General features: G+C 55.2%; 19 protein-coding genes. 5 read left to right on the top strand and 14 right to left on the bottom strand.

Annotated features, from left to right (window positions below; genetic code table 11):
- The first annotated feature begins 390 nt into the window (after positions 1 to 390).
- The 3 genes from H8B13_RS01455 to H8B13_RS01445 all read left to right on the top strand — a co-directional run bounded on the left by H8B13_RS01455 (position 391) and on the right by H8B13_RS01445 (position 4,881).
- The gene (locus H8B13_RS01455) at positions 391 to 2,256 is read left to right on the top strand and encodes a serine hydrolase domain-containing protein (RefSeq protein WP_187309052.1); all 1,866 of its coding nucleotides are present in this window, start codon (positions 391 to 393) and stop codon (positions 2,254 to 2,256) included.
- Between the two features lie 422 nt (positions 2,257 to 2,678).
- Positions 2,679 to 3,542: a universal stress protein gene (locus H8B13_RS01450; protein ID WP_187309051.1), complete on the top strand. Its 864-nt coding sequence runs from the start codon at positions 2,679 to 2,681 to the stop codon at positions 3,540 to 3,542.
- Between the two features lie 376 nt (positions 3,543 to 3,918).
- Positions 3,919 to 4,881 carry an alpha/beta fold hydrolase gene (locus tag H8B13_RS01445; protein WP_187309050.1) on the top strand — a complete coding sequence of 321 codons (963 nt, stop codon included), beginning with the start codon at positions 3,919 to 3,921 and terminating at the stop codon, positions 4,879 to 4,881.
- A gap of 164 nt (positions 4,882 to 5,045) precedes the next feature.
- Here the strand turns inward: H8B13_RS01445 and H8B13_RS01440 are convergent, their stop codons facing one another.
- The 5 genes from H8B13_RS01440 to H8B13_RS01420 all read right to left on the bottom strand — a co-directional run bounded on the left by H8B13_RS01440 (position 5,046) and on the right by H8B13_RS01420 (position 9,991).
- Positions 5,046 to 5,423: a hypothetical protein gene (locus tag H8B13_RS01440; protein WP_187309049.1), complete on the bottom strand. Its 378-nt coding sequence runs from the start codon at positions 5,421 to 5,423 to the stop codon at positions 5,046 to 5,048.
- A 127-nt stretch (positions 5,424 to 5,550) separates the two neighbouring features.
- Entirely contained in the window at positions 5,551 to 6,570 is a 1,020-nt protein-coding gene (locus H8B13_RS01435; protein ID WP_261990181.1) for an ABC transporter ATP-binding protein, read from the bottom strand.
- Between the two features lie 83 nt (positions 6,571 to 6,653).
- Positions 6,654 to 6,899, bottom strand: a complete 246-nt coding sequence (locus tag H8B13_RS01430; RefSeq protein WP_187309048.1) for a hypothetical protein — start codon at positions 6,897 to 6,899, stop codon at positions 6,654 to 6,656.
- Between the two features lie 44 nt (positions 6,900 to 6,943).
- Complete coding sequence (locus tag H8B13_RS01425) at positions 6,944 to 7,276, bottom strand: class I SAM-dependent methyltransferase (protein ID WP_187309047.1); 333 nt, start codon at positions 7,274 to 7,276, stop codon at positions 6,944 to 6,946.
- Positions 7,277 to 7,435: 159 nt separating this feature from the next.
- Complete coding sequence (locus H8B13_RS01420; protein ID WP_187309046.1) at positions 7,436 to 9,991, bottom strand: DUF5916 domain-containing protein; 2,556 nt, start codon at positions 9,989 to 9,991, stop codon at positions 7,436 to 7,438.
- Positions 9,992 to 10,698: 707 nt separating this feature from the next.
- On the opposite strand from H8B13_RS01420, the gene H8B13_RS01415 reads away from it, so the two are divergent.
- Positions 10,699 to 12,867: a M3 family metallopeptidase gene (locus H8B13_RS01415; RefSeq protein WP_315985094.1), complete on the top strand. Its 2,169-nt coding sequence runs from the start codon at positions 10,699 to 10,701 to the stop codon at positions 12,865 to 12,867.
- Between the two features lie 76 nt (positions 12,868 to 12,943).
- Here the strand turns inward: H8B13_RS01415 and H8B13_RS01410 are convergent, their stop codons facing one another.
- The 8 genes from H8B13_RS01410 to uvrA all read right to left on the bottom strand — a co-directional run bounded on the left by H8B13_RS01410 (position 12,944) and on the right by uvrA (position 21,998).
- A complete protein-coding gene (locus tag H8B13_RS01410; RefSeq protein WP_187309044.1) occupies positions 12,944 to 14,272 on the bottom strand; it encodes a leucine-rich repeat-containing protein kinase family protein in 1,329 nt (442 codons plus the stop codon).
- A gap of 123 nt (positions 14,273 to 14,395) precedes the next feature.
- The gene (locus H8B13_RS01405) at positions 14,396 to 14,935 is read right to left on the bottom strand and encodes a DUF4136 domain-containing protein (RefSeq protein ID WP_187309043.1); all 540 of its coding nucleotides are present in this window, start codon (positions 14,933 to 14,935) and stop codon (positions 14,396 to 14,398) included.
- Between the two features lie 30 nt (positions 14,936 to 14,965).
- On the bottom strand, positions 14,966 to 15,946 hold the full coding sequence (locus tag H8B13_RS01400) for an aldo/keto reductase (protein WP_187309042.1): 981 nt from the start codon (positions 15,944 to 15,946) through the stop codon (positions 14,966 to 14,968).
- A 104-nt stretch (positions 15,947 to 16,050) separates the two neighbouring features.
- Positions 16,051 to 17,214 carry an MFS transporter gene (locus H8B13_RS01395; protein ID WP_187309041.1) on the bottom strand — a complete coding sequence of 388 codons (1,164 nt, stop codon included), beginning with the start codon at positions 17,212 to 17,214 and terminating at the stop codon, positions 16,051 to 16,053.
- A 125-nt stretch (positions 17,215 to 17,339) separates the two neighbouring features.
- Positions 17,340 to 17,771 carry a hypothetical protein gene (locus H8B13_RS01390; RefSeq protein ID WP_187309040.1) on the bottom strand — a complete coding sequence of 144 codons (432 nt, stop codon included), beginning with the start codon at positions 17,769 to 17,771 and terminating at the stop codon, positions 17,340 to 17,342.
- A gap of 270 nt (positions 17,772 to 18,041) precedes the next feature.
- Positions 18,042 to 18,428 carry a DUF3037 domain-containing protein gene (locus tag H8B13_RS01385; protein ID WP_187309039.1) on the bottom strand — a complete coding sequence of 129 codons (387 nt, stop codon included), beginning with the start codon at positions 18,426 to 18,428 and terminating at the stop codon, positions 18,042 to 18,044.
- Positions 18,406 to 19,206: a HipA family kinase gene (locus H8B13_RS01380; RefSeq protein ID WP_187309038.1), complete on the bottom strand. Its 801-nt coding sequence runs from the start codon at positions 19,204 to 19,206 to the stop codon at positions 18,406 to 18,408. Before H8B13_RS01380 ends, H8B13_RS01385 begins: the two co-directional genes overlap by 23 nt.
- Before the next feature lie 242 nt (positions 19,207 to 19,448).
- The gene (gene uvrA / locus H8B13_RS01375) at positions 19,449 to 21,998 is read right to left on the bottom strand and encodes an excinuclease ABC subunit UvrA (protein WP_187309534.1); all 2,550 of its coding nucleotides are present in this window, start codon (positions 21,996 to 21,998) and stop codon (positions 19,449 to 19,451) included.
- Positions 21,999 to 22,274: 276 nt separating this feature from the next.
- Between uvrA and H8B13_RS01370 the strand changes: the two genes are divergently transcribed.
- A complete protein-coding gene (locus H8B13_RS01370) occupies positions 22,275 to 23,306 on the top strand; it encodes an N-acetylmuramoyl-L-alanine amidase (RefSeq protein WP_410054426.1) in 1,032 nt (343 codons plus the stop codon).
- Here H8B13_RS01370 and msrB read toward each other — a convergent pair.
- Positions 23,278 to 23,775: a peptide-methionine (R)-S-oxide reductase MsrB gene (msrB, locus tag H8B13_RS01365; protein ID WP_187309036.1), complete on the bottom strand. Its 498-nt coding sequence runs from the start codon at positions 23,773 to 23,775 to the stop codon at positions 23,278 to 23,280. The two genes, H8B13_RS01370 and msrB, sit on opposite strands and share 29 nt — an antisense overlap.
- Between the last annotated feature and the right edge of the window lie 30 nt (positions 23,776 to 23,805).

Genomic DNA, 23,805 nt, shown 5'->3' with positions numbered 1-23,805 from the left:
CCCGTCTTCCAAAATCGCCAGTCATGCAGAGCATTTTACGCCTCCAGCAGTGACGAAGTATCTCGCGGGCTGATGCAAGAGTACTAACTCAATCACTAGAACGTCATGCAGAGCGCAGCGAAGCATCTCGCGTGTTTGGTTGAACTACCATTGCAACGAAGCGCGCGAGATGCTTCGCTGCGCTCTGCATGACAGCTTACTAGTTTGAATCCAATCTGTCTGTTTGACTATGGATACTACCTCATTGTAAAAGCATACTTTCCAAAAAAAGCCCCCAGCGAGATGTTACTGATTCGCAAGTTGCTATTGCCTTATCTACTTGTCCTGCTTATCTAAATAGTAAAAGCTCTATCTTCCAGCGCATATACCTATCTACTTCCTGCGCTTATCGTGAAAAGACTTCTTCTATTCCTGGCGCTGTTAACGCCATGTTTCAGCGCTCAGGCCCAGCGCCGACCCCAGCCAATAACGACCATTCCCCAGCTTACAGATTCCATCGAGCGCATCATGCGGCGGGAGCATATTCCGGGGTTGCTACTCACTATGGTTACCCGCGACTCAGTGCTGTTTGCGGGCGGGCTAGGCTTGACTAATGTGGAGCATAAAACCCCTGTGACGCCCCACACCCTATTTCGGGTGGGTTCTGTTACCAAACCTTTTATTGTAGTAGGGCTGCTACAGCTGGTGGAGCAAGGCAAGCTGAGCCTCAACGACGAGGTGCGCAAAATTGCCCCCGAGGTACCCATCGATAACCCCTGGGAAGCGACCGATCCGGTGCGCGTGGTGCATGTGCTGGAGCATACCGCCGGCTTCGACGACATGCAGATTAACCACGTCTATAACACCACCCCCACCGACCCACGCGGCGCGGCGGCAGTCCAGATTTTTCGTAAGGAGCTGCGTTGCCGGTGGCGGCCCGGCGAGCGAATGTCGTACTCCAATCCAGGCTATCTGGTGGCCGGATATCTGCTCGAAAAGCTGAGCGGAGAACCGTATGAGCACTACCTCGCCAAAAACGTGCTGCGCCCCCTGGGTATGCCTGATGCCACTGCGGCCCTGCGTCAAGAGTCGGATCCGAAGCTGGCCCGTGGCTATGTTTACGACGACGGCGGCTACCAACCCGTGCCCCTCTTACCCATTTATGCAGGTCCGGCGGGCTCCATGAGTGCTTCCGCCACCGATATGGCTCAGTGGGTACAGTTCTTTCTTCGCGACTTCCGCACCCCTAGCGGCACGGCCTTGCTCCAGCCTGCCAGTCTGCGCGAAATGGAAACCGTGCATAGCACCCTCGAAGCCCGCGTCGGCCTGCAAACCGGCTACGGCCTTGCCAGCACCATCATCAACAAAAAAGGCAAAGCCCCGTTTCGCGGGCATAATGGGGGCATCGAGGGTTTCATCTCCATGTTTGCCTACAACCGGGAGCTGGGCCTGGGTTATGCTTTATCAAACAATGGCTCGAAACCACTCACTTCCATCAGTACCTTGGTGCGTGATTTTCTGCTGCGCGACCAACCCACGCCGCCTACCGCGCCCGTGCTGGCTCTTGATACAGCAGCCATTGCGCCCTACCTGGGCCATTATCAGAGCGCTGCGCCCCGCAACGCGCTAACCGGCTTCAGCACTCACCTACTGGGGGGCATTTCGTTAGAGCGACGCGGGCAGCTGCTCACGCTCCAGCCCCTCTTCAGCGACCCCGATACACTGATGGCTACCGGCCCGCTTTCTTTCCGGCTCAGTGGCCAAACCCTGCCGAGCGTGGCCCTAACAAAAGACCACGACGGGGAGTTGGTGCTGATATCACCCCAAGGCTACGCGCTCAAAGCAGGCATCTGGTGGTGGCTGCCACCTACGTTGTTCTGGCTTAGTATCCTGCTGGCTACCACATCCAGCGTGGCAGGGCTGATCTGGCTGATTTATGCTTTGCGCAAACAGCTGCCGCGCATACAGCTGCTGCCGCGCCTGCTGCCGCTGCTAGCCACGGTGGCACTGATAACACTTGGGTTTGCCCTGGGCAGCCTGGGGGGCAATGTGGCGGCGGCCGGGCGCGTAAGCATCCAAAGTGTGCTGCTCTTTGTGGCACCGCTGGCCTTCACCGTGCTCACGCTCTGGGGCCTAATTTTGACGGTACGCCGCTTCCGCCTGTTTCGCAGTCGTGTGGTAGCCTGGTACCTGCTGCTCACCTACGGCGCGCTGGGCTTAGTTGCTACGGTGTTGGGAACGTATGGCTGGCTGGGGTTGCAACTGTGGAGTGTGTAGTTATTAAAATGCAGCTTTCAACCGAGTAAAGAGCCACGCTTTATCAGTAGCAAAAGAAGCCCCAGCTGCCACCGCAGCTGGGGCTTCTTTTGCTACTGCGTGGGAGGTGAACTCAATAAAAAAGCCCTCCATCGTGGCCGTACCCGCAAGCCGATACCTGACTACCATTATTCGTCGCCCCCATCTGCTTTTGCCGCTGCTAGAATGGCTAGCCTGGGGCAACTGGCAAGATCCTTTTCTTTTGAGAAGAAATCAACCGTTTGTATTTCACTACCAACCAGTTGCGATAGTAGAGGAAGTAAATGGGCAGAGTATAAAGTTGAGCTCTAATATTGTTTTATTGAAGTATAATATGTAAATTATTACACCAGCGTCACCGGCGCGTGCAGCGTTTGTATACCACACTTTTCCCCCTTACTGTCATGCAAAATATCCTTGTACCTACGGACTTTTCCCCCGAAGCGCACAACGCCTTCGAGGTGGCTATGCAGTTGGCCCACCGCACGCATGGGCAGATCACGTTATTGCACGTAGTAGATGCTTCGGCTGGTAGTGGTATGGTAACCACTGGCGGCGTATCGAGCGGAGCATCGCTGCACGGCGTATTTATGGTGGAACTGCTGCAGCGTACCAAACACCGCATGCGCCAGCTGATTGCCGAAATGGCCCGCATTGCTCCGGACGTAACGGTGCACGACCAAGTAGCGACGGGCAATGTAGACGAGGCCATTCTGGAAGTTATCCGCGAGCAGCACATCGACTTGGTAGTTATTGGGGCCCAGATTCACGCGCCAGCGTTTCTGCATCTATTTGAGATGGATTCGCACGCTGAGCGGCTGGTACGGCTTGCGCCTTGCCCGGTGCTTACGGTGAAGCTGCCGGCGCCGCATTTCGAGGTGCGCTCCATCGTTTTCGCTTCCGATTTCTCGCAGGAAGCCGACCGCGCCGTGAAGAGCTTGCGGCAGGTGTGCGCCGCCTTCCCCGAAGCCACTCTGCACCTGCTCGACGTAGTGACCCGCGCGGAGGATTACTCCAACGCCATCGACCGTATTCATGCCTTCGCCGACCGTCACCACATTCTCAACTATGAGCCCGACGTAGTAAATGCCCCCCAGGTAAGCATTGGGGTGCCGCGCTACGCCGAGCAGTCGCACGCCGACTTAGTGGTGATGCTCTCCCACGGCCGCACGGGCCTCTGGCACTTCCTGCACGGCGGCAGCACGGCCGAAAGCGTAGCTGTGCAAGCCAAAGCGCCGGTACTCACCTTCCACCCGGAGACGTATTAGAAGCACATTTCGGAAGTTCAATTGACGGGCTACGACCCAACCATTCTCCACTGGTTGGGTCGTAGCCTGTTTAGCGCAATTCCTTTCCGTCGTGCCGGGCGCCAGATCAAGGATTACAGGCGCTGGGGGGCTTTTTTGGTGATGTGAACCTGTTGGTAAGTGCGCACAATTTCCCCTTGCGGCCAGGTATTCGGAAGCGTATTAAATTATGTAGCTTTTTTTATTTTTGTGGGCTGATTTGCCCCCCAGCTACTTTTCATGACTGGTTAGCTGCATCTCGCGGCCCTGCTCTGCCAGCTGATTTCGCTGTGAGCAGGCAGTAGCCGCGCAACTCGTTTTTGCCACTCCTTTTCTCTCCCTAACCCACCTTTCTTGTATGGCCCGCTCCTCCCGCCATGGCTACACCTATGCACTTTTACTTTGGACGCTATTGCTGCCCACGTTCTTACTCGCTGGCGGCCGTTCTACTCCGCTCACCAATGGCACCCCCACTATTACCACCAGCGACGGCTTAAAGCTCTACACCAAAATCTCGGGACAAGGCATTCCCTGCGTGTTTGTGCACGGCGGACCGGGCGCCTGGAGCGGCATGCCGGAAGCACTGGCAGGTCCTAGTCTGGAGGATAAGCTGCAGATGATCTGGTACGACCAGCGCGGCAGTGGCCGCTCCGCCAACGACCCAAACAAGAACTACTCCCTCGACCGCATGGTGCTGGACATGGAGGAGTTGCGCCAGCAGCTGGGTCTCGACACCTGGGTGGTAATGGCGCACTCCTTTGGTGGCACCATCGCCACGGAATACGCCGCGCGCTACCCCCAGCACGTGCGCGGCCTAGTGCTCGTGAATAGCACGCTCAGCCTTCATGAAGCCATGAAAAGCACACTCACAAATGGTTTGAACTTCGTGAGCTTGCCCGATAAAGCGCCTTACCTCGACGAGAGCAAGCCCCTGGATGAGCGTTTCGGTATGCTCATGCCCCATCTGAGTGAGCAAAACATTTGGTTCAAGCTTCAGTATCAGACCGAGGCCGGCCACCAAAAAGTTACCGAGGCCGATAAGGGCAACCCCGGCACGGGCGAGTTTGGCGGCTACGGCTTCAGCCTCCCCGATTACCGCAAGGATTTCACCGCCCTTACTCCCCAAATTAAAGCGCCCGTGCTGATTATCACCGGCGCCAAGGATTATTGCGTTGGGCCGGATCATTACAAGATGTTCCGCTTTCCCAATCAGCAAATAGCGCAGCTTCAAACCGGCCACGTACCCTTTGTAGAGCAGCCTGAAGCCTTCCGCAAAGCCATTCTCAGCTACCTAAAGAAGCTTCCCCGCAAGAGCGCATAAAGGATGTAGTTTGCTTAAGAAAGCAACTGGTTCGGCCACGACTTTTGGCATTCAACACCAAAGGCCCCAGCAATAGCTGGGGCCTTTGGTGTTATACATCAGGTCTGAATCCGGCGCTGATTACGGGCTTTATTATTCTAGTAGCTAGCGAACTGTAAATTAATCTACTTCTTTTCGACGGGCACCAAAGTACACTTTTCGCCCATTGCCATAAGCGTACCGTTGGCATCATATACGGTTACAGTCGCGCAGATTACCTGCACCGACGATTTGGTTTCGGTATAGCGTAGCGTTTCTGCCGCGGAAAGCGGGCGGGTTAGCGTTACCATCACCGACATTTCCCGGTTGCGAAAGGCGGAGGTGCGCCCCAGAAACCCATTCGGTGCTTTAGCGCCAAGCGGTGTGCTGACAAGCGTTGGTTTGCTCACTACTACTGCTTTATTACGGTAAGTATCCAACACCTTAGGCGTTGTTTGGGCCGTGGCGGAAGCAGCAATTGTCAGAAGTGCCGGTATGCACCATACGAAGTGTATCGTTCTCACTTGATGGGCTGGAAAAGAGACATTATTTCAAACCATAATCAACAGGTAAATATTGACGCACAGCACTACAAATAAGCCATCTCGTTTATACCGATTATGCGGCTGCTTTGGGCTTGAATTTTAACCTTCAATGCTCCGGATACCAGACGGCGTCATCGGTCAGTGAAAGGCCAACTGTATCGCCGGGGGCAGCACTGCCAACATTGGTGCGAACCTTAATGATACTACCAGCGAATTGAACGTCAATTTCGGAATACGAACCGAAGAAACGCACTTTTTGCACCTCACCCGAAAGGCCACCTGTATTGACTGATTTTAAGCTGAAATTTTCAGGCCGAATCAGCATCGTTTTACACTTCCATTTCACCCCGGCTACCGCTGAAATAGCTTTCGCCTGAGCGGCGCTTGTTATTAAGTTATAGGTTCCAAAAAGACCCGCCACATATTCATTGACTGGCTGGTTATAAATCTGCGCTGGGGTGCCTTTTTGCACTATTTTTCCCCCATGCATCACCACTATCTCGTCGGCCCACGAAAGCGTATCCAGAGGATCGTGGGAGATGAGTATGCAGGTAATTTGCAGATTTTCGCCGATATCCTGAATCACTGATTTCAGGATGTTTTTATGCACCATATCCAGGTTGGAAAATGGCTCATCCAGCAGGAGTAATTTGGGTGAAGAAAGCAGCAGTTTTGCCAATGCAATTCGCTGCCTTTCGCCACCCGATAACTGGTCGGTGCGACGCTCGCCCAAATGGTCAATTCGACACACCTCAAATAGCGTCTGGGCTTCCGTTTCCGATAGCTTATTGGCGTATTTTAGCACCTGCTCTACCCGCAAAAATTTGGGCAGCTCAAACTGCTGCGACAGGTAGGAAATTCCCGGATTTCCGGGCATCAATTGTTCGGCCGGACCCTTGGCTTTTCGACCATCAAACCATACTTCACCAGCATCAGGCTGCACCAGGCCGGCGATGGTTTGAAGAAGGGTGCTTTTGCCGGCGCCGGTTTCGCCAGCTAGGGCAATTTTCTGTAATTTTTGCTGCGTAAAGCTGACATCTTTTAGAATATGCTTCTCTTTTTCTCGCAGTGTAATTCCTGAAACGGTTAACAAACTCATACAAGCGGAAAAGAGCGTTAAAGGCAAGCGTTAAGCAGTATCAAAAGTAAGCATATATAAGTCGGTGTATTTTGCCGCTCTCATAGTAAGTAGCTACACCCCATTTTCGTCTAGGCAGGCACTTTAGCTGAATTATTCTGCGCCGCTCCCGTTGCTTTTGCGTCAGCAGTAACGTTGTCTTCGGGAGTATATACCAAGACGTGGGCAGGCGGAATATTTAGGAGCACATACGTGTCGTCGAGCAGGCGGAAGAAGCGCTCGAATAGCCGTTTGTTTTGCAGAGAATATTGAAACAGAACAAGCTTGCCATCAGGCAATAACACCTGCTGCGTCTGTTGCATTATGCGCCAGCCCATGCGGCGTGGCAGCGAGGAAAATGGTAAGCCGCAAACCACATACTCTACGTTATCCAAACCCAGTTTTTTAAATACTCGCCGGTTTTGTCGGCTGAGCCGTGTATAACGTGCACATTGGGCTGGCCCGAATAACGCTCCTTGAGCATCTTGCTGAAGCGCCGGTTTACTTCAACCAATACGATGGCCGTTTCGGCTTGGCGGCGCTGAATAAGAATATCAGTAAAAACGCCCGTACCGGGGCCATACTCCACTATACAGCGGGCGCTAGCAAAATCGATAGGCGCCATTACTTTCTCGGTCAGCTCGCGGGAGCTAGGCACCATGGAGCCCACCACGGCAGGATTGCGCAGAAATTCTTCTAAAAAAGATGGTGTCATAAAGCAAGAATCTAATTTGGGAGCTGGCAGTAGCTTGTACGGCAGTTGCCGGCTGCGAGTGCATTAGTTCTACCTGAATGTCAGTACAAAAAAGCCCCCCAATGCCGCTATCAACTGTAGATAGCGGCGCTGGGGGGCTTTTTTGGCTTCGTGAAGCAGCTACTTATTTTTCCTGAATGCCAGGTAATCGAGGTAATATAAAATCTTGACGGAGACGGAGTTATTGTGCGGCGTGTTGATGGTATTGCTCAGGTTATCGAAGTAGAGCGGCGTGGCTTCGTTGGCCTGCAGAAACGACGTGCCCGCGTTTTTCCACACTACGCTGATCTGGGAGCCGGGCGCAAACCACCACGAGTACACGGCATCCACATTGAAGGCGTTGTAAGTATTGTCGCGGTTGCGGCGGTAGTCCACGAGTTGCTCACCGCCGCCGGGCCGCAGCACCGAGAAGTCGGCGTAGCGCACGTTGCTGGTGTAGTGGCGCGTGCGCAGCGTAAACGACATGCGGTTGGTGAACGTGTAGGCCACCGACACCACGTTGGAAACCGTGGCCACATCGCGGCGGCCTAGGATAACCTGTCCTATAAACGCCTCATCCATAGGCTCATCGCGCGACATACCGCCATTTACGTAGCCAATCTGGTTGCCATCAAAGCTCCAATCGAGGCTGTAGCGAAAGGTGAGGTGGTCGTTCACGCGGTAGCGGGGGTAAGCGCCGAACCGGTAGCTTACCCGCCGGTCGCGGGCGAGGCGGTTGTCGAGGGCGTAGGTGCTGTTGCCGGCGTTCATGCCCAGGGCAAACTTCTTACGCGTATCCGAATTGAAGAACACTATCAGACTGGTGCTGCCGGGCACGCGCACATAATACTCGCCCAAGGGAAACACGCGGGGCTCAAAATAGTCGTGGTTGCGGGGGTCCACGTTGAAGTCGAAGCCCACTTGCAGAAAGTTCTTGGTGAACGTGGTGTTCGCGCCCAGGTAAAAGCTCGTGCTTTGATAGCGCGTAGGCTTATACAACAGCGTGTGGCGGGCCTGCCCAAACAGGTAGAAGTTATTCACCTTCCAAAAAGGCTTGTACTTCCAGTAGCCCAGGTCCAGAGATTGCGTGATTTTGTTGTTGCCAAACAGGATGCCCAGATCGTTCGGATTGTAGGTATCCGACTCGATACCATGGTTCAGGCCCCAAGTGAATTTGCCGCTGATTTTGCCCACGCCCACCCGGTACTTGTAGCCATCCTGGTCACTAACTTGGTCGTCGGAACCGAAGGTGGTGCCGCGCCGCCGCGAGTACACTACGCTACCATCGAATGCATAAGCATTCTTCTTATCAGCGAAGCGAAAAAGCCCTCCAGTCACGTTGGCATCGTAGGTTTTTCCCCAGCGCGTGACGTTGGTGTTAATCAGGCTCACGTAGGAATTGTTCTTCAGGCTTTGGTCGAGCACGGCAATATTGTAGTTGCTGAACGGCTGGGTTTGTACCTCGCGCTCCTCCCCCGTTTCGGTGTTGCGGATGGTGGCGTACACGTCGTTGGATAAGGCGTTGAACAACCCAATTCCCAAGCCTTTGCTGGTCCGGCCCGACACTTTGGTAGCGTTCAGCAGACGCGTTTCGGAGGGGTTGCGCACGATCTTCTCATTGTCGCCCGCGGCTACATTATAAAAGCCGATGGGCGTAGCGCCTACCCGTCTGGAATAGAATAAGTTGCCTTTGTTAAACAGCTCGGTGCCTTCGGTAAAAAACGGCCGGTTTTCGTTGAACTGAACCTCGAAAGGTGAAAGGTTGAGCACTTGGTTGTCGCTCTGGACCTGCCCAAAGTCGGGAACCAGCGTGGCGTCCAGCGTGAAGCTTTCGTTGATGCCCCATTTTAGGTCGGCCCCGCCGTTAAAGCTGGTAGTTGTGCGGCGCGTGCCATCGGCGTTCAGCAGGTTGTGGTTCACGTAGGCCGATACGTAGGGCGTGAGCGACAGGCGCAGCGGCGGTTCCACGTTTTGGATGCCGCGCAGCTCGCCCCACTGGTTCACAAACCCGTCTACTTCAGGCTTCACTTCATTCCAGAAGAACTGCGCGTTGTCGCGCTTGCGCTGGCGGGCAAAATTCAGCCCCCAGAGCTGCTCGGCCGCCTTGCTGAAGCGAATGGCCGAATACGGAATGCGCATCTCAGCTATCCAGTCGGTGCCGCGCTGGCTGGTTTGGGCGTCCCACACGGCGTTCCAGTTCCAGTCTTCGCCGCTGGCCGGAGAGTAGCGCGCATCCAGCTGTACGCCGGAGGTTGTTACGGTGAAGTTGTAGCCGTTGAGTTTATCATTATAGGTATCCAGAAAAATCGAAAACAGATCGGTATTGCCAAACTGGTCGCGCTGGGTCATTTCGCGCAGAATGGAGTCGGGGCTAATGTCGTGCATGATGGCGCCGATGTAGAGGTTGGCGTCATCATAAAGTATGCGCACTTCGGTTTTCTGCTTTTCCGGTACGCCGGGGTTGGGCCGCTGCTGAATAAAATCGGTGGCTACAGTCGCCTGCTGCCACATGGTCTCGTTAAGCTCGCCATCAAGCTTGATGGGCTCCGTGATGCGCAGGGCCTGAAGCTGGCGCTTGGGAGCCGCCGTGGCGGAGGCCGTGGGCGCAGCTGCGGGCGACTGGGCTACCGCAAAATGCCCCCCAGCCACTAAACCAGCCAGCAGAAGGCAAAAACGCAGCGTAAAATTGAAAGACATAGCGCGGTTAATTTTGAAGTATAAAGCGGAGCGACGAAAGGCGAAGTGCAGGTTTCCTAGAGCCAAAAATTTGGGCACAACAATGACTGGCTGCCGCAAAAAGCGGCGCGAAGAGCGGTTGAAACAGAAAGGTTGAGGGCCGGTTGTCGCGGCCGGAATCAGCTACTAAAAGAGTCTGCTTCTAGCAGAAATTTGCTGTATAGATGATAAGCTAGCAGGGTACTAAAAACGAGAGTCAGGGTATTGAATGAGGCGATTACCAGAACGAAGTCGAAACGTTACAGCCGGATGAAATTTTTTTTTCAAATGATATGGGCGGTAAGAGCAGCGACCGTATGCGGCGTTGGTAACTGCGCGATTTGGCCAAGGTTACAGGCAGTGAGAAAAATATTTCTCGAAAGGCATATCCTGCGGTAGAGACGCGTATTCGCGTCTAATCGTTGAACGACTGGTGATGCACTAACTAAACAACCTCAGCAACGACTGAGACGCGAATACGCGTCTCTACGCCGGGCTAACATACATAGGAAGGCCGCTTGCAAGCGTAAGCAAACTGCGGCGAGCTAAAAGGAACCGAAGCGTTCCTTCTTACCTTTCAGGCTCAAACTGACTTATCAACTACCTCCCAACTTATGCCCAAACCGCTTTTTTCTCCTGGTAGGCTTTTACTGGCAAACACCCTTTTCACCTTCAGTTTTGCTGCCTCTGTGAACCCAAATCCCAGCCACGCTCAAACAACGCCCCCCACTTTTACAGCCACGGCCACTCGCCCCGACAATAACGCCTTATTAGCCCCTTGGGCTGGTCCTTACGGTGGCGTACCAGCCTTCGACAAGGTGGAGGTATCTCAGTTCAAACCGGCTCTGGAGGCTGCTATGGCCGAAAACCTGAAAGAAATTCAGGCAATTGCCGGCAACTCACAGGCTCCTAACTTCGAGAATACGATTGCCGCTTTAGAACGCGCCGGCCAAGCCCTAGACCAAGTGCAGACCGTGTACGGCGTTTGGACCGGGACCATGAGCAACCCGGAAGTGCAGTTGGTGCAGCGAGAAATGGCCCCCAAGATGGCCGCCTTCTCCGACCAGATCACCCAGAACGAACCGCTTTTCCGCCGCATTGAGGCGGTATATAACTCGCCCGACAAAAAGAAGCTGACGCCCGAGCAGCAGCGCCTAGCGTTTGTTTATTATAACAACTTCGTGCGCGCCGGTGCTAAGCTCGATGCGAAAGCGAAGACGCGCTTGTCGGCTATTAACCAGGAGTTGGCCGGTCATTTCACCCGCTTCAGCCAGAATGTATTGGCTGATGAAACCGACTCTGTATTGGTGCTGAAAACGCCCGCCGACCTTGGTGGTTTGTCAGCTTCTCTGCGCGAAGATGCGGCCAAAGCTGCCGCTGACCGCAAGCTGTCGGCCGCTGGCGTGATTACCAACACACGCTCTTCCATCGACCCTTTCCTTACCTATTCCGATCAGCGCAAGCTGCGCGAAAAGGCCTGGCGCATGTTCTACAGCCGCGGCGACAATGGCGGTGCTCACGACAATAACGCTCTGATTACCCAGATTTTGCAGCTGCGCGCTGAGCGGGCTAAGCTATTAGGCTACAAAACCCACGCCCACCTACGCCTCGATAATACCATGGCCAAAACGCCCGAAAAGGCGATGGCATTGATGGAAGAAGTGTGGACCCCGGCCGTAGCGCGCGTGAAAGAGGAAGTGGCCGACATGCAGGCTTTGGCCAAAAAGGAAGGTGCTACCTTCAAGATTGAGCCTTGGGACTACCGCTACTATGCCGAGAAAGTGCGCAAAGACCGCTACGACCTCGACCAAAACGAGGTAAAGCAGTATTTGCAGCTCGACAAGATGCGCGAAGGCATGTTTTGGGTGGCTGGCGAGCTGTTCAACTTCACTTTTAGCCCCGTCACCAACGTGCCCGTGTACCACCCCGATGTGAAGGTGTGGGAAGTGAAAGATAAGACGTCCGGCAAGCCGGTAGGCCTTTGGTACTTTGACCCGTATGCACGCCCCGGCAAGCGTTCCGGCGCTTGGATGAACGCCTATCGTAAGCAGGAGCGCATGGATGGCAAGCCAGTCACTACTATCGTTTCGAACAACTCCAACTTCGTGAAGGGCAAAGACGGTGCGCCAACTCTGATTTCCTGGACCGATGCTACGACCCTTTTCCACGAGTTTGGTCATGCGTTGCATGGTCTTTCTTCCAACGTGACTTACCCTACTCTATCGGGTACGAGTGTAGTGCGCGACTATGTAGAGTTCCCGTCGCAGGTATTGGAAAACTGGCTTTCTACGCCGCAGGTGCTCCAGCGCTTCGCTGTGCATTATCAGACTGGCAAGCCGATTCCGCAAGCCTTGGTTGATCGCATTGAAAAGGCTGCGACATTTAATCAGGGCTTCGAGACTACCGAATTTCTGGCAAGTGCCCTCATTGATATGAAGCTACATTTGGCTGGTGATCAGAAGATTGACCCCGATAAGTTTGAGCGCGAAACCCTGGCACAGCTGGGCATGCCAAGCGAAATCGTAATGCGCCATCGCACACCGCAGTTCTCGCACGTTTTCTCGTCTGACGGCTATTCGGCTGGCTATTACAGCTACCTCTGGTCGGTGGTAATTGCGGCCGATGCGTATGGCGCCTTCACCGAGGCCGGCGGCCCTTACGACAAAGCCGTGGGCAAGCGTCTTACTCAGCAGATTTTCTCTGTGGGCAACACCGTGGATCCTGCCGAAGCTTACCGTTCCTTCCGTGGCCGCGACCCAAAAACGGAAGCCCTGATGCGCGAGCGTGGCTTCCCGGTGAAAGATGCCAAAGCCAGCAAAGCACCTGAGAAAAAGGCCCCCAGCAAGAAGAAAAGTTAGGTTAATTTTCTCCTTGTAAAAAGCCCCCCAGATGTCGGTTTGGGGGGCTTTTTTGTATTTGGCGCGGCTGCGTGACCTACTGTAAATCCGCCAGCGTCTGCCGGATTTCCGCGAATAAGGGCCGCGTCGGCGCATCGGGTAGCGCGCACCGCTGCTGGAGGTCCTCTAGCGTATCCAGAATAGTATTAGTTAAGGTCAAAGAGCCCTGGCAGCGTTCTACTAGCTCCTCCAGCAAGCATCCGAAAGCACGCACTTCCAGGCGCTGCAAGGCGTAGGCAGTTGCTACGTTCTCGGGATCGAAAAAGCATGCGGCGCCGAAGTCGCTGAGCAGGCTGGCGCCGGCTTCCGTAGTCAGAATATTGTGGGCGTATAAGTCGCCGTGCATGATGCCGCGCTCGTGCAGATGCTCAGCGGCAGCCGCAATGCCGTGCGCAATCTGCACGACGGCTTCTATACTAAATGTTGTGCCATCTGTGTAAACGTCGCGGGTGCACGATACGAAGCTGGGCGGGCCGGCAAGGTTTCGGAAGTCGGGGTCAATCAATTCCAACACCAAGCCTTCAGTACCCTTAGGATGACCGCCAATTTTGCCCCCCACCGCTACCATATTGGGGTGAGCGCCCGCACTGATGCAAGCGGCCATTTCGCTACGCGGCAGCCCGTCGCTGGTCACGGCGCCTTTAAACAGCTTCACGGCCACGGCCTGCGGAGAAGCATTTTTGCGTTGCCATTGCCCCTGATAAATAACCCCCGATGCACCTTCGCCCAGCTGGTGCTCTAGCGTCAGCGCATTCCAATCGATGGTGGCAATAGGGTGCTGAGCCACGGCCGCCACTTCAGCTTCCTCGCTGAAAGGATTGCCCGCGTATGCCAGCCACGACAGCCGCGGCAAGGACAAAAGCCACTGGGGCAATGCCGCAAACCGATTGGCCGCAATGCGCACTAGTTCCAGCCGAGTGCACGTGGCCATGCTCTCAGGCAGCTCCGTAAGCTGGTTGCCGGCCAGCATGAGCTTCTGCAGGTACTGGCAGTTGCCCAGTTCGGTGGGCAAATTGGTCAGCTGGTTATCGGTGAGGATAAGCCAGCGTAAGGCAGGTGTAAGCGCCGCCGCCGGTAAGGTCTGAATCTGGTTTGCCTTAAACCCAACCATGCTCAGCTGTGGGCATTGCCCCAACACCTCGGGCACGCTGGTAAACTGATTATCTGAGCAAAACAGAATACGAAGCTTGTTTAGTCGCCCTAAGTCGTCAGGCAAGCTCGACAACTTATTGCCCGAAAGATTGAGGATTTCGAGCGTGTCGGCTAGGTCAAAAATCTCAGTGGGAAACTCAGTCAGGCCTTCAGACAAATCGAGGCGTTTGGTGCCGGTCAGCTTTCCGGCGCGCAGTTGATCAAGCGTGTACATCCGGCAAAGGTAGGACGAGAAGAAACGTACCGATGGTTCAATTCTTCGCTAGCTGCTGCATTACTTCCAAAAAAGCCCCCCAATCATTGCATTGGAGGGCTTTTTTGGAAGTAGCTAACTGAATTAGCCTTGGGGCGGAACTGGGTATTTATCAAACAACGACGTGATGGCGTCGTTGATGCGTCTGGTAAGTTTGCCGGGGTCGGGCGTCAGAATGCTGGCTACCGAGCCTTCCCAGATAAGCTCGTTGCGGGCGGCATCCACCACTTCCACGGTGGCGGTGCCTTCCTCGTAGGTGCCCACTACCACATCCTGACTTTGCCAGCGGTAGTTGCGCTGCCCGATATAATAAGGCGCCTCACGAATAGTGGTTTGGCGGGTTTGCTTTTTGTCCTGAGTCACTACGCCGATATTAACCCACAAGTCCGGCGCATCGGACTGCTGATAGCCGCGCCGTGACATCTCGCGACTCACGGCTTGCTTCAGGTTTTCGATGCCCGTACCGGGACCCTCAAAAGCAGCCTCATTACGGGCGCTCACATCCATAAAGTTGTAAGTTTTGTAAACTGTAAAATCGACGCCCGGTTGCTGAGTGATGCTTTTTACCTGCTCAGGCGCGCAGGCAGCCAGGCTCAGCAAGAGCAATAAGAGAAAGGTTTTCATAGCTAGAAATACAGGTATGTAGCGGCCTATTTAGGCAAAACCCAGCACCGGATGCGGTAAATACAGCTCCTCCAGACGGGTAATCTCATCCTCGGAAAGCTGTACATCCAGAGCGGCTACAGCATCCTCGAGGTGGCCGGTTTTGCTAGCCCCGATAATGGGCGCCGTAATAACGGGCTTCGACAGCATCCAGGCCAGCGCTACCTGCGCATTGGGCAGACCGCGGGCTTCGGCCACTTCCATCACGCGGGCCGCCACGTCGAAGTCATCGTCGCGGGAGTACAGCGCCTGACCGAAAATATCAGTGCGGGCGCGCTCGGTTTCGTTGCGCGCCTTGGTGCGCTTACCCGTGAGCAGCCCCCGCGCCAGCGGCGACCACGGAATGACCCCAATCTTCTGATCCTGGCACAGTGGCAGCATTTCGCGCTCCTCTTCCCGATATACTAGATTGTAGTGGGGCTGCATACTCACAAACCGCGTCCAGCCGTGCAGATCGGCCAAATACAGCGCCTGTGCAAACTGCCACGAAAACATGGAAGAGGCACCGATGTAGCGCGCTTTGCCTGCTTTCACCACGTCGTGCAAAGCTTCAAGTGTTTCCTCAATGGGCGTATTATAATCCCAGCGGTGAATCTGATATAGGTCAACGTAATCGGTGCCGAGGCGCTTGAGGCTGGCATCAATAGCCTTCATTATGTGCTTGCGCGACAGACCTTTATCGTTGGGTCCTGCCCCCGTTGCATTAAATACTTTGGTGGCAATAACCACATCGTCGCGGGAGGCAAAGTCGCGCAGGGCACGACCGACTACTTCCTCACTGGCACCGTTGGAATACACGTCGGCCGTATCGAAGAAGTTGATTCCCAGCTCCAATGCTTTTTGAATGAAAGGCCGGCTCTGCTCCTCGTTGAGAGCCCACGGCCAGCGGTCGGTGGGCGCACCATAGGTCATTGTACCCAGGCAGATTCTGGAAACCTGAAGGCCCGAGGCCCCTAAGCGAATGTAGTCCATGCTGTTATGTTGAGGTGATGGCTACCATATACGCTCAGGAAGTGGCAAAGGCCGTTGTTCAGCTTGGTGCCTAGTAGTGCGCGCTCAATTGTCGGGGGGCTTTTCTACACCTCCTCCCGTAGCTTGGGCACCAGCCAGATCACCAGACCGCCCAAAAGCGCCACCAACGCAAACGACCAGCGCAAATTAGAGGCTTTAGCCACGAACCCCACCAGCGGCGGCACGATCAGGAAACCGAAATAACTCACAGTCGAGACGGAAGCAATAGCGGCCCCAGCACGCTCAGGACTGGCTTTGCCAACGAGCCCAAACACCAGTGGCACTACGCACGATACGCCCAGGCCACCCAGCACAAACCCGAAACCAGCCAGCAACGGCGTTGGGAAAGCTGCGGCCAGCAGTAAGCCGGTTGTCATTAACATGCCGCTGGCTCGCAGCATGGGTTTGGTGCCAAAACGGCTTATTCCCCAGTCCCCGAGGAAGCGGCCTGTGGTCATGGCAATTAAGTACGCTGTAAAGCCCAATGTTGCTAACTCCTTGGGTGCGTGCACGGCCTGTACAAAGTACACGCCCGTCCAGTCATAAAGTGTCCCTTCGCAGGCCATGGAGGCGAACGTAATAAGGCCGTATTTCAGCAGACGCTTGTCAGGCCAGGAAAAGCGCGACTTTGTGGCCGGCGGCGACGGCGGTAAGGCCAACACATTAGGGAAAAACGCCAGCGACAGCGCCGTAAGCAGCACCGCGACACCCAAGAAGTGGTAGCTAATAGGCACCGACCCCCTGATTAATAAGGTACCTATTCCTGCTGCCGCAAACCCCGCCACGCTCCATACTCCATGAAAAGAAGCAATAATGGAGCGGTCATACAAAGTTTGTACGCCCACCGACTGCGCGTTCACACTCAGGTTGAGCAGATTGCGAGAGGAACCGAAGCAAAACAGCAGGGCCACTAACTGCCAGGTTTGAGTCACAAAACCTAAAAGTGCCAATGCAACATTGTAGAGTATCGCGCCCGCCATCATCACATGACGGCTACTAAAGCGCTGTAATAACTGCCCCGTGACAGGCAGTGTGAGCATCAAGCCAACCGGCAGGGCCAGCAAAACGCCCCCCAGTTGAGCTTCATTCAGCCCAAGCCGGTGTTGGATGAATGGAATGCGTGATGCCCAGGTAGCAAACCCAAATCCAGACACAAAGAAAAATAGCGCAATGGCAATGCGCGCTCGCGTAGCAGACGCGAGGGGCGCGGCAGTCAATACCTGACTCATAGCAAACGGATAAGCGGCACGTAAATAAGCCCCCTCATACGCAAAGAAGGCCTGAACGGTCATCCCATTCCGTAGTGGGATGACCGTTCAGGCCTTCTTTCCTTACATTGTTATTGAGCTCTAAACTATGCCCTTACAGCTTGCCGCTGCTGACTCATAAGCCAAGTGATGGCCTCGGCTTCCTGCTCGAAGTATTGGTATGTAATAGATAAGTCGCGCACGGCAGCTATCACAGTGGCTGTAGCGAGGCGTGCAAACACATCTTGCGCTACTAGCACGGCGCCATAGCGGTAACCACATTCCTTTACAGTACGTGGTAGCCACTGCTGAATCACATGTTGCTGCTCTTCGGGCGTAAAGGGAGCCATCAACCGCTGATCTATCAGCAGACAGCCATCCTCACGCTGAGCTAATAGTTTCGTTACCTGGCCGAGCAGGGCCTTAAATCCATCCTCGGGCCGCAATCCAGCCTGATACGTAAGGCGGGCAAAACCCATCGGGTCATCCACGGCCCGCCCTACAGGATTCTCATAATAAATATTATAGTTATTCGACATACTCAACCTGACCTCCCTGCCCCAAATTTGCTAGTTGCCGCCTCTAAACGCCGGCGTAGCAACCACAGCCCCAACTACCATACCAAGGACTGATTTTGGGAAATTTAACTTTCTCGTTCTTTTCTACTTCAGAAACAGACATACTTGATTGATGAATAGCATTTTAGCTTGGTAGAAGATTGGCTATAATTTTTCTAGGGGGCTTTTTTCAGCTGCAATACCGACTGGCTATTCTGTCAGCATGTTGCCATAGCCTTACATGACATGATTTCACTGCACAAGCTGTGCGTGTAAACGCGCCAGCGTAGCGGCGGCATCTTCGCAGAGGCCGGGATGTACAGGTGAGGTTTGCACTACGGTGCTGCGCGTGGCCGTAAGCCAGCGAAACCGCTCAGCAATGGACAATTGACCAATGGGACCACCTTCGGGGCGGCCCCGGCAGATTCGCTCGAACGCCCGTAAGCGGTCGGTTAGCTCCTGCATATCCAGTTGGTCGCCAGCAAAGGCGCGCAGGCGGGCTTCAGGCAGCTCAAACTGTGTTTGCAAAAAGCCCTGCGCCCGACAGTACACAATGACGCCGACGTTGAGGAATTCTTCTCGCTCCACGCGCGGCACTACGCGCAGAACGGCGTACTCAAATAAGTGCTTGTCGGGCATGCTGCGCTTCTTGAACAAAAGTATCTGATGCGGCGAGACGGGCTTCCAAAAAATCCACATAGGCCGTCCGCTGCTCCTGGGCCGTAGTCTCCGCTGAAAAAGCTTCCAGGAGCCATTCATCGGGCACCAGGGCCACAATCTCCCGAATAACATCACCAGAAAGCAAAGCCCGGCTTTCAGTGTTCACGGCTTCCAGCTCGGCGGCTTTCGACAGCAACACATGGTCTTTCACCTGGGCAAAAGAGCGCTGACGTTCCGGCTGAGCCCAGCCCGAGCCGGCGTGATGCACATAGAGAGCCGCACCGTGGTCAATCAGCCACAACTCCTTGTGCCACATTAGCATATTGGTATTGCGGGCGGTGCGGTCCACGTTGAGCGTCAGGGAGTCCAGCCACACAATCTGGGAGGCCAGATAGGGCTCGATAGTAGTAACCAGCGGGTCGAAGGTGATAGCGCCCGAAAGGTAGTGCAGCCCCAGATTGACGCCGGTGCTGGCACGCAGCAAATCCTGAATCTCCTCATCGGGCTCGGTGCGTCCGAAAGCTTCGTCGAGCTGACAAAACACCAGCTCCGGCACGCGCAGGCCCAGCACCCGCGCCAACTCGCCCACAATGAGTTCGGCAATAAGAGCCTTAATTCCCTGCCCTGCTCCTCTAAACTTTAAAACGTACAGAAACCCATCATCGGCCTCTGCCAAAGCTGGCAGGGAGCCACCTTCACGTAGCGGCATCACATAACGCGTCACATCAACGGTTCTTAAAGAAAGATTAGCCGGCATAGGCACACAAAACAGAAGAATGAAGGCCCGCAAAGGACGCACAATGCGAGGATTTTATTGAACTAGAATTAAGAACTGCCCTGATGCGTGGCCAGACTGGGAATGAAATATAAGTCCGGCGGTCATGCAGAGCGGCAGCGAAGCACCTCGCGTGTTGATGTCTAATTAGTACTCCTAGTAAACACGTGAGATGCTTCGCGTTGCTCTGCATGACGTTCTGGTTGATAGAGTGTTTATTTTAGTTACTGCCCTTCACCGAGAAAGCGTGCTAAATACGAAGCTGTACGGCTGGTTTTACTCCTGGCTAATTTGTCGGGTGAATCAGCGGCTACTACCTGGCCACCCTCATCGCCGGCGCCGGGGCCCATGTCGATAACCCAGTCGCTGCCGGCTACTACGCGCATGTCGTGCTCTACCACGATGACCGTGTTGCCGGCTTCTACCAAGCCGTCGAGCTGGGCCATGAGCTTTTCTACGTCGGAGGGGTGCAGGCCGGTAGTAGGCTCGTCGAGTACGTAAAGAGAAGTACCGCGCTGGGTACGTTGTAGCTCCGTGGCGAGCTTAATACGCTGAGCCTCACCACCAGACAACTCGGTAGCGGGTTGCCCCAGCCGCAGGTAGCCCAGACCTACTTCCCGCAATACCGTGAGGGCACGCTGCACAGTGGGCTCGGCAGCAAAGAACTCCCAGGCCGTGTCCACGGTCATGCCCAGCACCTCGGCAATGTTCTTCTCCTGATAAGTGACTTCCAGCGTTTTGGCGTTGTAGCGGGCACCGTGGCATACGGGGCAAGGTGCGTACACACTGGGCAGAAACAGCAATTCCACCATCACGAAGCCTTCACCCTGGCAATTTTCGCAGCGGCCTTTAGCTACGTTGAAGGAAAAGCGACCAGCATCGTAGCGGCGGGCTTTGGCCATTTTGGTAGCGGCAAACAGCTTACGCACGTGGTCAAAGAGGCCTGTGTAGGTGGCCATGTTGGAGCGCGGCGTGCGGCCAATCGGCTTCTGATCGACGCGTACCAGCCGCTTGATATTTTCCATGCCGCTCACAATTTGCCCCCCAGTGGCGATGGGTGCAGCCCGCACCAACTCGTCGCCTTCGTGCTCTTCTTCCGCTTCAATGGGTTGGCCCAGATGCTCAGCTACCAGCTCCACCAGCACTTGGCTAACCAAGCTCGATTTACCTGAGCCTGACACACCAGTAACGGTGGTAAGCACGCCCAACGGAAACTCTATATCCAGCTCATTTAGGTTGTTACGCGTGACGCCAGCCAGCCGCAGCCAGCCGCTTGGTGTGCGCGACTGACGCGTGGGGGGCTTTTCTTGGCCGAATAAATAACGGCGAGTTTGCGAAGAAGTCACCTCCGCTAATCCGGCGGGCGCCCCACTATATAGTACTTCCCCGCCCTGCTCGCCGGCAGCCGGACCCACATCCACGAGCCAATCGGCCTGCCGAATGACGTCCAGATTATGCTCGACCACAAACAAGGAATTGCCGCTTTGCTTCAAGCTTGCCAGCGCGGTGAGCAATGCCTCCGTATCCGATGGGTGCAGGCCGGCAGAAGGCTCATCGAGCACGTACACCACGCCAAACAGGTTGGAATACAACTGAGTAGCTAGCCGAAGGCGCTGCAGCTCCCCCGGTGACAAAGTAGGCGTACTACGTTCCAAAGACAGGTAGCCCAGCCCCAGATCGAGCAGCACCGCAAGGCGTGCAACCAAATCAGCAGCGATGCGCTGGGCTACGATAACCTGCTCGGGGTGGGCGGCATCGTGCTTTTTGCGGCCGGTGTGCGTACCGTCGGCGTAGGGGCGCAACAGGCTGGCGAAGCGCTTCAGGGGCAGATGCGAAAGCTCGGCAATATCCAGTCCCGCAAACTTCACCGACAAAGACTCGGGGCGTAGGCGCTTGCCGTGGCAGAGCGGGCACTCGGTGCTGAGCATGTATTGCAGGGCCCGCTTTTTCATCAGCGGGCTGTGCGTGGTGGCGAACGTGTGCAGCACGTGGCGCTTGGCGCTGCTGAAAGTGCCCATGTAGTTTGGTGGCTCGCGCCGCTTCAGGGCGCGCTGGGTTTCGGCCGGCGAGTACCCTGGGTACACCGGCACCACTGGCTGATCATCCGTGAACAGAATCCAGTCGCGGTCTTTTTGCGGTAGCTCGCGCCAAGGACGATCCACGTCGTAGCCGAGCGTAACCAGAATATCGCGCTGATTTTGCCCACCCCAGGCCTGGGGCCAGGCGGCAATGGCGCGCTCCCGAATCGTGAGTGAGTCATCGGGCACCATGGAGCGCTCGGTTACTTCGTAAATGCGGCCCAGGCCATGACAAGTGGGGCAAGCGCCTTCGGGCGTATTCGGCGAAAATGCTTCGGCATAAATAATCCCCTGCCCCGCCGGATAGTCGCCGGCCCGCGAGTAAAGCATGCGCACGAGGTTGGAAAGCGTAGTGACGCTGCCCACCGAGGAGCGCGTGGTGGGCGTGCCGCGCTGCTGTTGCAAAGCTACTGCTGGCGGTAGGCCTTCAATGGCATCGACCTCGGGCACGGCCATCTGGTGAAAAAGCCGCCGCGCGTACGGCGACACCGACTCCAGGTAGCGGCGCTGCGCCTCGGCATACAGCGTCCCGAACGCCAGGCTCGACTTGCCCGAACCCGACACGCCCGTGAATACAACCAACGCATCACGCGGAATTTTCAGATCAACGTTTTTGAGGTTGTGCTCGCGGGCGCCACGCACCTCTACAAAGCCGGTAAAAGAGTTAGTGCTAGACTCAGATGCAGATTTGGCCATGTGGCAGAAGCGCGGAATAAAGACGGCAGATAAAGCAGTGTTCAGATACGTATCTGACTTGGGATTATACATCTCGTTAGCCGCAATAACTGGCAATGTGCCCATTATGAACGATTTGCGATTTCTGCAAAAACGCGAATACACCTTTTTCTGATAAGTTCGAAACTGAAGGTGATGAGCTATCTACTTAAGTGGAGCATGTTTATAAGCCTGCCGTCGGTACTTTTACGCTCATATTGGTATACACGAATTTTCTCTACCTACGGCTTGCTCCTTTTGCGTTCTATTTCCCTTTTCCTAGTACTGCTGCTGACTTCAGTTCTGGCTTTTAGTCAGGGCGTCATTCGCCAGGTAACAGCTCGCCCCGGCGATGGCACCCATACTTTGTTACGACGGCATGGCTTAAATCCGGCTACGCATGTACAGGCTTTCCTAATGCTGAATCGGGCCAACCTGAGCAAAAACCAGGGTCTGATTGCCGGCAGAAAATATCGCCTTCCTCCCGCTTCTGCCCGCTCAAACACTAAGGCGGCCAACTCCAAAGCTTCCACCCGAGGAACTTCAGCGCCTATTTCGCGGGCGGAGCTGTTTGGCAATGGATACGCTAACATAGTTGTCCGCGACCAGCAGCTGCGGGGGGCTGTTTTGTACCTGGCAGCCGGACACGGCGGGCCCGATCCGGGGGCCATTGGGCAATATAGCAATGCAGCATTGGCCGAAGATGAGTATGCTTATGACGTGACGTTGCGGCTGGCCAGAGCCCTGATGGAGCACGGTGCTCAGGTGTATATGATTACACAGGACCCCAACGACGGCATCCGCGACCAGGCTGTACTCAAGACCGATTACGACGAGGTAACGTATCCGCGCCAAACTATTCCGCTAAACCAGTTGGCCCGTTTGCGCCAGGGCATTAATGCTGTAAATAAGCTGCATGCCCGGCATAAAGGCGCTTACCAGCGCCTGCTGACGTTGCACGTGGACAGCAGGAGCGCGGGCCAGAATATCGATGTGTTTTTCTATCACAACTCCAACAGTAAAGCAGGCCAGCAGTTGGCGCAGCGCATCCACCAAACGTTTACCACGCGCTACAAACGCTCCCAGCCCAACCGGCCTTACTCGGGCAATGTAACGACGCGCAATTCGCTGTACGTGGTGCGCAACAGCCTCGCCCCGACCGTTTTCATGGAGCTAGGCAACATCCGCAACGACAAAGACCAGCGCCGCTTTGTCATTCCCGACAACCGGCAGGCACTGGCCAATTGGATCTGCGAAGGCATTATAGCCGATTACCGCTCCCGTCGCTAGGCTGAAATTTGCCCCCCAGAGCTACTTGTTCGGTCTGAATTAAGCTTACTGAATTCATGCAGTATCGCAAACCGCTTGGCTCTGGTCCGTCTGGAAATACGTGGCCGAGATGAGCGTTGCAGACGTTGCAGAGTGCTTCGAGGCGCTGCATGTTGTGGCTGTTGTCGAAGGCGTATTTGATGGCATTTTTGGCAATGGGCTGCGTGAAGCTGGGCCAGCCGGAAATGGCGTGGTACTTCTCAGTGGAGTTAAATAAAAGGCTGCCGCAGCCAACACAGGCATACACGCCCGGCTCGTAAGAGCGACAATAGGCGTTTCGATACGGCGGCTCGGTGCCTTTCAGCCGCATCACCTCAAACTGCGCAGGCGTCAGCTGCGCCTCCCATGCCGCTTCCGATTGTTCCATCCGTCTGGGAGGTTCGGGGTTGCTGTATTTGGCAAATTTGAGCACGTCTATCCAGCGGAGCATCAGGCGTGTTACTCGTTTTTAACGTAGTAG

It is taken from the genome of Hymenobacter sp. BT188 (genome assembly GCF_014333585.1).
GTDB lineage: Bacteria > Bacteroidota > Bacteroidia > Cytophagales > Hymenobacteraceae > Hymenobacter.
The sequence above is the reverse complement of the archived record's forward strand: the minus strand, read 5'-3'. Positions and strand labels throughout refer to the sequence as shown.